General features: G+C 71.9%; 9 protein-coding genes. 4 read left to right on the top strand and 5 right to left on the bottom strand.

The window, feature by feature from the left end:
* Window positions 1-33: 33 nt before the first annotated feature.
* The 3 genes from AC07A4_RS30095 to panB form a co-directional block, all read right to left on the bottom strand.
* On the bottom strand, window positions 34-888 hold the full coding sequence (locus AC07A4_RS30095; RefSeq protein WP_478604544.1) for an ABC transporter permease: 855 nt from the start codon (window positions 886-888) through the stop codon (window positions 34-36).
* Window positions 885-1,949 carry an ATP-binding cassette domain-containing protein gene (locus AC07A4_RS30090; protein WP_478605034.1) on the bottom strand — a complete coding sequence of 355 codons (1,065 nt, stop codon included), beginning with the start codon at window positions 1,947-1,949 and terminating at the stop codon, window positions 885-887. Before AC07A4_RS30090 ends, AC07A4_RS30095 begins: the two co-directional genes overlap by 4 nt.
* Window positions 1,950-2,214: 265 nt before the next feature.
* The gene (panB, locus tag AC07A4_RS30085) at window positions 2,215-3,096 is read right to left on the bottom strand and encodes a 3-methyl-2-oxobutanoate hydroxymethyltransferase (protein WP_478604541.1); all 882 of its coding nucleotides are present in this window, start codon (window positions 3,094-3,096) and stop codon (window positions 2,215-2,217) included.
* Between the two features lie 194 nt (window positions 3,097-3,290).
* Here panB and AC07A4_RS30080 point away from each other — a divergent pair, with 194 nt between their 5' ends.
* The 4 genes from AC07A4_RS30080 (at window position 3,291) to AC07A4_RS30065 (ending at window position 8,235) form a co-directional block, all read left to right on the top strand.
* On the top strand, window positions 3,291-4,904 hold the full coding sequence (locus AC07A4_RS30080) for a DHA2 family efflux MFS transporter permease subunit (RefSeq protein WP_478604538.1): 1,614 nt from the start codon (window positions 3,291-3,293) through the stop codon (window positions 4,902-4,904).
* 107 nt (window positions 4,905-5,011) lie between these two features.
* Complete coding sequence (locus AC07A4_RS30075) at window positions 5,012-5,614, top strand: TetR/AcrR family transcriptional regulator (RefSeq protein ID WP_478604535.1); 603 nt, start codon at window positions 5,012-5,014, stop codon at window positions 5,612-5,614.
* Window positions 5,615-5,857: 243 nt separating this feature from the next.
* Entirely contained in the window at window positions 5,858-6,880 is a 1,023-nt protein-coding gene (locus AC07A4_RS30070; RefSeq protein ID WP_478604533.1) for an endonuclease/exonuclease/phosphatase family protein, read from the top strand.
* A gap of 140 nt (window positions 6,881-7,020) precedes the next feature.
* Window positions 7,021-8,235, top strand: a complete 1,215-nt coding sequence (locus AC07A4_RS30065; RefSeq protein WP_478604530.1) for an MFS transporter — start codon at window positions 7,021-7,023, stop codon at window positions 8,233-8,235.
* A gap of 209 nt (window positions 8,236-8,444) precedes the next feature.
* Here the strand turns inward: AC07A4_RS30065 and AC07A4_RS30060 are convergent, their stop codons facing one another.
* Both AC07A4_RS30060 and AC07A4_RS30055 read right to left on the bottom strand, forming a co-directional pair.
* Window positions 8,445-10,199, bottom strand: a complete 1,755-nt coding sequence (locus AC07A4_RS30060; protein WP_478604528.1) for an NAD+ synthase — start codon at window positions 10,197-10,199, stop codon at window positions 8,445-8,447.
* Between the two features lie 89 nt (window positions 10,200-10,288).
* Window positions 10,289-12,085 carry a multicopper oxidase family protein gene (locus AC07A4_RS30055; protein ID WP_478604525.1) on the bottom strand — a complete coding sequence of 599 codons (1,797 nt, stop codon included), beginning with the start codon at window positions 12,083-12,085 and terminating at the stop codon, window positions 10,289-10,291.
* Between the last annotated feature and the right edge of the window lie 48 nt (window positions 12,086-12,133).

The following is a 12,133-nucleotide window of genomic DNA, read 5'->3' as shown; positions in this document are numbered from 1 at the left end:
CGGCCGTGACGCCCGGCCGCCGGCCGGTGAACGTCACGTCTTGGTGCGGAACTTGTGGATCGCGATGGGCGCCATGACCGCCGTGAGCAGCACGGACCAGCCGAGCGTCACCCACACGTCGTGCGCCACCGGCAGGCCGCCGTTCATCAGGCCGCGCGCGGCGTCCGCGAGGGACGACAGCGGGTTGTAGTCCGTGAACGCCTGGAGCCAGCCGGGCATGGACGAGGTCGGCGCGAAGATCGACGAGCCGAACTGCATCGGCAGCAGCACCAGGAAGCCCATGCCCTGGATGGCCTGGGCGCTCTTCATGACGACACCCATGGTGAGGAAGATCCACATCAGCCCGATCCCGAAGACCATGGCGAGGCCGACGGCAGCGAGCAGCCCGGGGACGCTCTCCACCGAGAAGCCGATGCACAGGGCGACGATCAACAGGATCGTGGTGGCTATCAGCATGCGCATGAGCTCGACCACGATCTTGGCGATCATCACCGAGGAGCGTCCGATCGGCAGGGACCGGAAGCGGTCCATGACGCCGGTCTGGAAGTCCTGGTTGAAGCCGGTGCCCACGCCCATGGCCATGTTCATCCCCATCATGGCCATCAGGCCGGGGATCACATACTGGATGTACTCCTCGCGGCCGCCGCCGAGCGCCTGGCCGACGGAGCCGCCGAAGACGTACACGAAAAGCAGCGTGAAGACGATCGGCATCAGGACCGCGTCGAACATCGACTCGACGTCCTGCTTGATCCACAGGAGGTTGCGGCGCACCAGGGCGCTGGTGTGGCGCACGTGCGCGCGCGGGCCGATGCGGGTGTCGGCGCGGTCCGTGCGCGGCACGGCCGGGCTCGGGGGCGCCGGGGGCGCCTTGACTGCGGTCGCGCTCATGCGGCGGCCTCCTCGTACTCGGTGGCCTTGGCGGCCTCGGTGGTCGCGGCGTCCTGCTGCGGACTGGCCTTGTGGCCGGTCAGGGACAGGAACACCTCGTCCAGGCTGGGAAGTTCGGTGGCGATGTCGGCGAGCGTGATGCCGCGCGCGGAGAGCAGGGCGACGACCGCGGTGAGCTGTTCGTCGCTGAGGATCGGCACCAGGACCGTGCCCGCCTCGGCGTCGACCGTCGTGGTGGCGAGGCCGGTCAGGCCCGCCTCGTCGAGCGCCGCGGCGGTGGGGCGCAGCTGCAGCGGGTCGGCCGGGCGGATGCGCAGGGTGCGGCCGCCGACCTTCGCCTTCAGCTCCTCGACGCGGCCGCCCGCGATGACCTTGCCGCGGTCGATGACCGTGAGCTCGCTGGCGAGCTGCTCGGCCTCCTCCATGTACTGGGTGGTGAGGAGCACGGTCACGCCGTCCTCGCGGACCATGCGCCGGACCTCGTCCCAGACCTCGTTGCGCGTGCGCGGGTCCAGGCCCGTGGTGGGCTCGTCCAGATACAGCACGGCCGGGCTGCCGATCATCGACGCCGCGAGGTCGAGGCGGCGGCGCATGCCGCCGGAGTACGTCCGCGCCGGGCGCTTGGCGGCCTCGGTCAGCGAGAAGCGCTCCAGGAGGGAGTGGGCCCGCGCGCGGGACTCCTTGCGGGGCAGGTCGAGCAGGCGCCCGATCATGTACAGGTTGTCGTAGCCCGTGAGCTTCTCGTCCACCGACGCGTACTGGCCGGTGAGGCCGATGACGCGGCGCAGCTGGCGCGGCTGGCGCAGGACGTCGTAGCCCGCGACGACGGCGCTGCCGGAGTCGGGGATGATCAGGGTGGAGAGGCAGCGTACGAGCGTGGTCTTGCCGGCGCCGTTCGGGCCCAGGACGCCGAGGACCGTGCCCTCGCGGACGTCGAGGTCGACTCCGTCCAGCGCCTTGGTCTCGCCGTAGTGCTTGACCAGCCCCCGTACCGAGACGGCACTGTCCGTGCCGCCCGCTCCTCGCTGGGGCTCGTTGTCGATGCGTGTCATGCCGTCCATGAGAGCAGCCGCCACCGACAATCCACCGACAGATCTCCTACAGGCAGACGGCGCCCCTCTGGACAAAAACCGCAACTGCTGGCAGATCTCCCGACAGGAATCTCAGCCGTACGAGCGGGATTCGGCGCCGGTCCGGCCGGGAAGGCGGCGGCCCGCCGACGCCGGGAAGACGGCAGCCCGCCGACGGGGGACGGTCGGCGGGCTGCCGGTGGTACCACACGGTGGCTTCCTCACGACGGCGCTTCAGGCACGTCGTGCCGGGTGCCTAGTGCACGGAGTGCTCGGCGGCCGGAAACGCTCCCCCCACCACGTCCTCGGCGAACGCCTTGGCGGCGCCGCCCATCACCGCGCGCAGATCGGCGTACTGCTTGACGAAGCGCGGCATCTTGCCGCCGGTGAGGCCGAGCATGTCGGTCCACACCAGGACCTGGGCGTCGCAGTCGACGCCCGCGCCGATGCCGACGGTCGGGATGTGCAGCGAGCGCGTGACCTCGGCGGCCAGCTCGGCCGGTACGAGTTCGAGCACCACCGCGAACGCGCCCGCGGCCTCGGCGGCCTTGGCGTCGCGCACCAGCTGGTGGGCCGCCTCCTCGCCGCGGCCCTGGACGCGGTAGCCCATGGTGTGCACGGACTGGGGGGTGAGCCCCAGGTGGGACATGACCGGGATGCCGGACCGCACGAGCAGCTCGGTCTGGGCCAGGGAGCGCTCGCCGCCCTCCAGCTTCACGGCGCCGACGCCCGCCTCCTTCACCAGGCGCGTCGCGGACCTGAGGGCCTGCACCGGGCCCTCCTGGTACGAGCCGAAGGGCAGGTCGGCGACGACCAGGGCACGGCTCGTGCCCCGTACGACCGCCGCGGAGAGCACGGCGATCTCGTCGAGGGTGACGGGCACGGTGGTCTCGTACCCCAGGTGGCAGTTGCCCGCCGAGTCGCCGACGAGCATGACCGGGATCCCGGCCTCGTCGAAGACGGACGCGGTCATCGCGTCGTACGCGGTGAGCATCGGCCACTTCTCGCCGCGCTCCTTGGCGGCGGTGATGTCGCGGACCGTGATGCGGCGCGTGCCCTTGCCGCCGTACAGCGCCTTGCTGCTGTCGGTGTTCCGCCCGCTCTGGGCAGAGGTCTGGGCAGCCGTGAGTTGCGTCATCGCAACGGCTCCTTCTGTCGTCTCGAGGCGCCCTGACGGCGTCCCCGGATCACGTCCATGGTGGCATCGCGTGCCGCCCGGAGGCTAGAGGGGTTCTTTTCGGCCACTTTCTGAGGGAAAGCCCCGGCAAAGTCTTTCCCAGTATTTCCAATACGAGACGGTCTCGTATCGAAATGGGCCTAGGGTGTGGAGCCATGACCACACCTGCCGTCCCCGGCACCCCTCGGATACCGGAGGCCGTCCACCAGCGGCGCTGGGCGATCCTCGGCGTCCTGATGCTCAGCCTGCTGATCGTCGTCCTCGACAACTCCATCCTGAACGTCGCCATCAAGACCATCTCCACGCCCGAACCCACCGGCCTCGGCGCCACCCAGGGCGAGCTGGAGTGGGCCATCAACTCCTACACGCTCGTCTTCGCCGGACTGCTGTTCACCGCGGGCCTGCTCGGCGACCGCCTCGGCCGCAAGAAGATGCTGCTCGCCGGGCTCGCCGTCTTCGGCGTCGCCTCGGCGTTCGCCGCCCAGTCGGGGTCCCCGCTCGAACTCATCGCGTTCCGCGGGGTGATGGGCCTCGGCGCCGCCTTCGTGATGCCCGCGACGCTCGCCATCCTCATGAACGTCTTCGAGCGCGAGGAGCAGCCCAAGGCCATCGGCATCTGGGCGGCGGGCGTCGGCCTGGCCGTCGCCATCGGCCCGATCACCGGCGGTGTGCTGCTCGACCACTTCTGGTGGGGCTCGGTCTTCCTCATCAACGTGCCGATCGTCATCGTCGCCGTCGGCCTCATGATCTGGCTCGTGCCGGACTCCAGGGACCCCAAGCCGGGCCGGATCGACCTGGTCGGCGTCGTCCTGTCCGTCATCGGCCTCGTGCTGCTCGTCTACGGCATCATCAAGGGCGGCCAGCTGGCCGACTTCACCGACCCCGCGGTCCTCGCGACGGTCCTCGGCGGCCTCGCCGTCCTCGTCGGCTTCGTCTGGTACGAGAAGCGGTCGGACCACCCGTCCATCGACGTCTCGTACTTCAAGAACCGCGTCTTCTCGGCGGCGATCACCGCGATCGCCCTGGTCTTCTTCGCCCTGCTCGGCGTGACCTTCTTCGCCGTCTTCTACACCCAGAGCGTGCGCGGCTACTCGCCGCTTGAGACCGGTCTGCTGATGCTGCCGCTCGCCGCCGCGCAGCTGATCTTCGCGCCCCGGGCCCGGCTCGTCGTCGACCGCTTCGGCGTGCGCGCCACCTGCGTCGGCGGCCTGGCCCTGATCGCCGTGACCCTGGCCGCGTTCACGATCCTCGACGCCGACACGCCGATCTGGATCCTGGAGGTCGTCTTCTTCCTCATGGGCACCGGGATGGCGCACATCATGACGCCCACCAGCGTCGTCATCATGCAGGCGCTGCCGCGCGAGAAGGCGGGCTCCGCCTCCGCGCTCAGCAACACCTTCCGCCAGGTCGGCGGCGCGCTCGGCATCGCGGTGCTCGGCTCCGTGCTCTCCACGGCGTACCGCGGCGGCGTGGAGGACGAGCTGAAGTCGCTGCCCGAGGGCTCCCGGCACGCGGCGGGCGAGTCGATCGAGGCGACGCTCGGCGCGGCCGCGCACCTGGGCCCGCGCGGCGAGGCCCTGGTCTCCGCCGCCCATGACTCCTTCCTGCACGCGATGCACGTCACCGCCCTGTGCGGCGCGGGCGTCGCCCTCATCGGGGTGCTCGTCGTGGCCCTGTTCCTGCCGGGCAAGCAGCCCCAGGACCCGGCGCCGGACGCACCGGACGCGCCGGGCACCGAGGACCGGGAGCCGGAACCCGCGCGCGGGTGACGGTGGCAGGCCGTCGGGGGCCGTGGCCCGGTCCGGCGGCCGGGGGCTGCCCCCGGCCGCCGGACCAGGGAAAATGGGCACCCCCGAACCGCAGAGGAGCCGACACCGTGGAGCAGACCCCTGCCGTACGAGCCGCCCGTGGGCGGCCCCGCAGCGAGGCCGTCGAACGGGCGATCCTCGAGGGGGTCATCCGGCTCATCGAGGAGGGCACGCCGCTCGCCGACCTGTCCATCGAGCGGATCGCCCGCACCGCGGGCGTCGGCAAGGCCACGATCTACCGCCGCTGGAGCGGCAAGGAGGAGATCTTCGTCGACGTCCTGCGCACCCTGGAGGCGCCGCCCGCCGTGCTGCCCGGCACCTCCATGCGCGACGACCTCGTCGTCCTCCTGGAGCAGATCCGCCGCCGCGGTCTGAACCTGCGCTCGTCGGCGATCCTGCACAACGTGTTCGCGCAGATGAAGACTCTGCCCAAGCTCTGGGACGCCTACCACGCGACGGTCATCGAGCCGCAGCGCCGCCGGGCCCAGGACGTCCTGCGCCGCGGCGTGGAGAACGGCGAGCTGCGCGCGGACGTCGACCTCGGCCTCGCCCACGAGCTCTTCGTCGGCCCCATGCTGGTGCGCACCGTGATGCGCTCCGACGCCCCGCTCGACGACGACCTCGCGGAGCGCGTGGTCGACATGGTCCTCGACGGACTCCGTCCCTCCTGACGCCCTCCCAACGACGGCGCGGGATGTTAGCGTGGCGCCCCTCAAGTGCCCCGGAGTCACGGGCAATATGCGCGTTTCGTCACAGAGTGCGGACTGTGGGGGCGTAAGCGGAACCTGTCGCGCGCCCCCTGCCGTCCTCGGTTCCGTACGGCCGTCCAGGACGGCGGGGACGACACCGGATCATCGCCTAGGGTTCCAGGGGCGGGGGACGGTATGCACGGCAGTCAGTGAGGCGACGAGAGTATGGCGCAGGCGTACAAGGCGGAGACGGACAGCGGCAGCTCGCGGCCCGAGCGCCAGGGCTCCCCCCTGCGGCGATTCATCGACGGCTGGCGCGGCGACCGGGGCATCTGGCGACGCGGACTCGTCACCGCCGGATTCGCGGTCGTGATCGGTCTGGTGATGCTGCTGCACGCCCAGATCCCCAACGGCGTGGGCAACCTCGGCAGCCTCACCGAGACGTTCCTGCCATGGCTCGGCGTCTTCGTCCCGGTGCTGCTCGTCATCGCCGTCGTACGCAAGTCCGCGACCGCGCTGATCGCCCTGCTGCTCCCGGTGATCGTCTGGCTCGACGCCTTCGGCGGCCTCGTCACCGACAAGTCGGGCAGCGGCGGCGACCTCGCCGTGGTCACCCACAACGTGAACGCAGACAACCCCGACCCGGCCGCCACCGCCCGCGACGTCGCCGCCTCCGGCGCCGACGTCGTCGCCCTGGAGGAGCTCACCTCGGCGGCGGTCCCCACGTACGAGAAGGCCCTCGAGGGCACGTACAAGTACCACTCCGTGCAGGGCACCGTCGGCCTGTGGAGCAAGTATCCGCTGACCGCCACCAAGCCCGTCGACATCAAGCTGGGCTGGACCCGGGCGATGCGCACGACCGTGAACACGCCCCAGGGCGAGGTCGCCGTCTACGTCGCGCACCTGCCCTCGGTACGGGTCAAGCTCGACGCGGGCTTCACCGCGGGCCAGCGCGACGACAGCGCCGACGCGCTCGGCGAGGCCATCGCCCACGAGCGGATCGGCAAGGTCATCCTGCTCGGCGACCTCAACGGCACGATGAACGACCGCGCGCTCAACGCCGTCACCTCCCAGCTGCGCTCCACCCAGGGCGCCGCGGGCAACGGCTTCGGCTTCAGCTGGCCCGCCTCGTTCCCGATGGCCCGCATCGACCAGATCATGGTCAAGGGCGTCGAGCCGGTGTCTTCCTGGACCCTGCCGCGGACGAACAGCGACCATCTGCCGGTGGCCGCCAAGGTCGATCTCTGACCGGTACGCGGTCCTGACCTCGCGCGGCACTCGGCACGGGCACCTTCATTCGGTACGTAAACTAAATGGTTCCCCGGTTCTCCCGTCCCGCGCAGGTCTCCCGTCCCCGCGCGGGGCCGCTCGGAAGGTAGTACGTCCCCATGCCCCTGGCCCTGCTCGCCCTCGCCGTGGGCGCCTTCGGCATCGGCACCACCGAGTTCGTGATGATGGGCCTGCTGCCCAACGTCGCGGACGACCTGCACCTGTCCATCCCCACCGCGGGGCACCTCGTCTCCGCGTACGCCCTCGGTGTCGTCATCGGCGCGCCGCTGCTGGCCGCCGTCACCGCGCGGCTGCCCCGGCGCCGCGTCCTGATCGGCCTGATGGTCTTGTTCGTCGTCGGCAACGCGCTGTCCGCCGCCGCCCCGGACTACCACCTGCTCCTCGCCGCCCGCTTCCTCAGCGGCCTGCCGCACGGGGCGTTCTTCGGCGTCGGCGCGGTCGTCGCCACCGGGCTCGTCGCGCCCGAGCGCAAGGCCCGGTCGGTGTCCCTGATGTTCCTCGGGCTCACCGTCGCCAACGTTGTCGGCGTGCCCGTCGCCACGCTCATGGGGCAGCAGCTCGGCTGGCGCGCCACGTTCCTCGCCGTCAGCGCGATCGGGCTCGCCGCCATCGCCGCGCTCGCCCTGCTCGTCCCCGCCGACCACGGGCACGGCCAGGCCGTGGGCCTGCGCGGGGAGCTGCGGGCGCTCGGCTCGCTGCCGGTGTGGCTCGCGCTCGGGACGACCGTCGCGGGCTTCGGGGCGCTGTTCGCCGCGTACAGCTACGTCACGCCGATGCTCACCGACGCGGCGGGGTTCGCCGAGGCCAGCGTGACGCTGCTGCTCGCGCTCTTCGGCGTCGGCGCCACCGCGGGCAACCTGCTCGGCGGGCGGCTCGCCGACCACTCCCTGCGCGGCACCCTCTTCGGCGGCCTGACCTCGCTGGCCGTCGTCCTGCTCCTCTTCCCGCTCCTCATGAAGGCCGAGTGGAGCGCCGCCGTCGGGGTGACCCTCCTCGGCATGGCGGCCTTCGTCACGGGCTCGCCGCTGCAGCTGATGGTCATGGAGAAGGCGGCCGCCGCGCCCTCGCTGGCCTCGTCCGCCAACCAGGGCGCGTTCAACCTGGCGAACGCCGGAGGCGCCTGGATCGGCGGGCTCGCCCTCGCGGCGGGCTTCGGCGTGACCTCGCCCGCGGTGGCCGGGGCGGCGCTCGCCGTGCTCGGCCTGGGGGTGGCGGCGCTGGCGTACGCGGTCGACCACCGGGCGCCTGCGGCGGGCTCGGGGAGGGTGGTGGCGCGGGCTCGGCGGGTGCCTTCCCGGACGGCCCGGCGCTGATCCGGCGCCCGGCGGCTTCGGTGCTGTGCCCACCCGTTCCGCCCTCTGGGCGGACCAGCTGCCCACAGCGGGGACGGCGAGAATGTGCACCCACCCACCCGCAGCGCTACGCGTCGAGGCCGCCGTGTCGAAGCTGGACGGTGAACGGGTGGGCGGGTGGGAGGAAAACCCGCCGCGGTAGCGGCGGGAAACCCCCACGCGCCCGCAGGCTAAAGCCGCTCCCGCCACGCGTTGGTGACCGGGAGGCGCCGGTCCTTGCCGAAGCCCTTCGCGGAGATCTTCGTCCCCGGCGGATACTGCCGCCGCTTGTACTCGGCGGCGTCCACCATCCGCAGCGTCTTGACGACAAGATCCGCGTCGTAGCCCGCGGTGGCGATCGCGTCCGCGCCCTGGTCCCGGTCCACGTACAGCTCCAGGATGCCGTCCAGGACGGGATAGTCCGGCAGCGAGTCCGTGTCGACCTGGCCCGGGCGCAGCTCGGCGCTCGGCGGCTTGGCGATGGAGTTCTCCGGGATCGGCGGCGTCTCGCCGCGCTCGGCCGCCGCCCGGTTACGCCACTTCGCGAGCCGGAAGACATCGGTCTTGTACACGTCCTTGATGGGCCCGTACGCGCCCACCGAGTCGCCGTACAGCGTCGAATACCCCACCGCGAGCTCGGACTTGTTGCCGGGGGCGAGCACGATGTGCCCCTCCTGGTTGGAGATCGCCATCAGCGTCGTGCCCCGAAGGCGCGACTGGAGGTTCTCCTCGGCGAGCCCGGTCAGGTCAAGGGACTCCATGTACGCGTCGAACATCGGCGCGATCGGCACGGTGCGCAGGTGCAGGCCGGTGCGCCGGGCCAGCTCCTGGGCGTCGCCGAGGGAGTGCTCGGAGGAGTAGCGGGACGGCATCGCGACCCCGTACACGTTCTCGGCGCCGAGCGCGTCGCAGGCCAGCGCCGCCACGAGCGCCGAGTCGATGCCGCCGGACAGGCCGATGAGCACCGACCGGAAGCCGTTCTTCCTCACGTACGCGCGCAGGCCCGTGACCAGGGCCGAGTAGACCTCCTCGTCATCGTCGAGGCGCTCCGCGTAGCCGCCGGTGTGCTCCGGCTCGTACGGGGGCAGCGGGTCGGCGGAGAGCGTGACGTGCTCGACGCGCAGGCCGTCGTCGACGATGCCCGAGGGTGCCTTCGCCGCGGCCGCCGGGAGCTCCAGGTCGAGGACCACACAGCCCTCGGTGAACTGCGGGGCGCGCGTGACGACTTCGCCGTCCTTGTCCACGACGATCGAGTCGCCGTCGAAGACCAACTCGTCCTGGCCGCCCGTCATCGCCAGGTACGCCGTGGTGCAGCCCGCCTCCTGGGCCCGCTTGCGGACCAGGTCGAGACGCTGGTCGTCCTTGTTGCGCTCGTACGGCGAGGCGTTGATGGAGAGCAGCAGGCCCGCGCCCGCCGTGCGCGCCGCGGGGACGCGTCCGCCGTCCTGCCACAGGTCCTCGCAGATCGCGAGCGCCACGTCCACGCCGTGCACGCGGATCATGGGGAGCGTCTCGCCGGGGACGAAGTAGCGGAACTCGTCGAAGACGCCGTAGTTGGGCAGGTGGTGCTTGGAGAAGGTGAGCGCCACCGCGCCGCGGTGCAGCACGGCCGCCGCGTTGCGGGGCGCGCCCGCGGGCTGGCCGTAGCGCGGCTTGGCCTCCTCGCAGCGGTCCAGATAGCCGACGACGACGGGCACTTCACCGAGGTCGTCGTCGCCGAGCCGGGCCGCGAGCGCGTGCAGGGCCTGCCGGGAGGCCGTCACGAAGGAGGGCCGCAGGGCGAGGTCCTCCACCGGATAGCCGGTCAGCGCCATCTCCGGGAACGCGACGAGGTGCGCCCCCTGCTCGACGGAGTGCCGGACCGAGCGGTGGACCGCTTCGGCGTTCCCGGTGAGATCGCCGACGGTCGAGTCGATCTGATTCAGGGCGAGGCGTAGTTGAGGCACGGAATCAGTGTAATCGTCACCTCGACGCGATGCCCCTGGATGGGCCCGAGGCCCACCCAGGAGCGTGACGCCGCGGCGGCGTCCGGGGGTCAGGTGCGATAGCCGAGGACCGTCATCATGCCTGCCTCCGCGTGGTACACGTTGTGGCAGTGGATCATCCACAGGCCCGGGTTGTCGGCGTCGAAGTCCACCGTCAGGCGGCCGTTCGGCAGCACGATCGCCGTGTCCTTGCGGGGGCGCCCGGGCGAGCCCGCGAGGGCGAAGGTGTGGCCGTGCAGATGCAGGGGGTGCCACATCGAGGTGGCGTTGGCGAACTCGACGCGGACGTGCTCGCCCGCGCGCACCGGGTGGCGCTGGTCCGGGGCGTAGGGCTTGCCGTCGAAGGCCCAGTCGTACTTCCTCATGCCGCCCGTGAGCCGGATCTTGAGGGTGCGGTCCGGGTCCTTGGGCTTGAGGGCGACGGAGTCGTCCGCCGTGAGCTGCTCGGCGCGCAGGACGCGGCCGGTCAGCTCCTTGGGGCGCGCGGACGGCGACGGCGCCCTGCCGTCACCCGTGCGGAGCACCGCCTGGGCCGCCGCCTTCTTGCCCTCGGCCACGGCCGTCAGGGGGAAGACGCCGTCCTTGACGGTGACCAGGACGTCGTACCGCTCGCCCATGCCGAGCAGGAGCGCGTCCGTGCGGCGGTGGCGCACCGGGAAGCCGTCCGTGTGCGTGACCGTGAGCTCGTGCCCGCCGAGCGCCACCCGGAAGGCCGTGTCGCCGCCCGCGTTGATCAGGCGAAGGCGGACGCGGTCGCCCGGACGGGCGCGGAAGGAGGACGGGGCCTTGGGGGTGCGGCCGTTGATCAAGTAGTGCGGGTAGGCCACGTCGCCCGCGTCCGGGCCGAGGAGGTCGCTCTTGGAGCCCATGAGCATGCGCGAAGGGCCTGTGGGCTTGGGCTTGGGCTTGGGTTCGGGCTCGGGGGAGGCCTTGGCGCTGGTCGCCGAAGTCCGGGACATGTGCCCTTCGTGACCCGAGCCGCCCGAGCCGCCCGAGCCGCCCGAGCCGCCCGAATCGCCTGAATCGCTCGACCCGCCCGACCCGCCGCCGTGGTCCATGCCGCCACCCATGTCCATGCCGCCCCGCAGTTCGGCGAGGACCGCGTCCGGAGTGGAGCCGTCCACCCCGTCGACCCAGTCGTCCAGGACGATCACCCATTCCTTGTCGTAGGACAGGGGTTCCCTCGGGTCCTCGATGATCAATGGGGCGTAAAGGCCGCGGTCCTGCTGGGTGCCGGAGTGGGGGTGGAACCAGTACGTCCCCGGGTGGGGGACCTTGAAGCGGTACGTGAAGTCCCCGCCGGGCTTGACCGGCCGCTGGGTGAGGCCGGGGACGCCGTCCATGTCGTTGCGCAGGGCCAGGCCGTGCCAGTGCAGGCTGGTGGGCTCCGGTAGGTGGTTGGCGAGGGTGAGCGACAGGGTGTCGCCCGCCGTCGCGCGGATCTCCTTGCCGGGCAAGTCCTCTCCGTACGCCCAGGTCCTGACCGTGCGGCCGCCCAGGTCGAGCGTCGTCGGCATGGCCATGAGCTTCAGCTCGCGCAGCCGCCCGCCGCCGGGGCGCTCCTTCTCGGCGGCGGCGACCTCGCGGCCGGTGGGCGACACATAGCCCTTGGCGGCGGCGGGCGTGCCCTTGCCGCCGTGGCCGGAGTGCGAGCCGCCGCCGGAGCACGCCGACACCAGGCCCGCCCCTGCGGTGGCCAGCGTCGCGCCGAGCAGGGCGCGGCGCGAGGTGCGCGGGGGACGCGCGGCGGGAGTGGACGCGGCGGGAGCGGGCTCGGAGGGCGGGGGTGTGGCGGGGGTGTGCGCGTTGGGGGTGTTAGGGGTGTGAGGGGTATTGGGGGTGTGCATGACTGAGGACACCTCGTCCGTACTGAGTGGTGCGTGTGCGTGCGGTGG

It is taken from the genome of Streptomyces sp. NPDC043996 (assembly GCF_056435225.1).
This window is presented reverse-complemented; position numbering and strand designations above follow the sequence as displayed.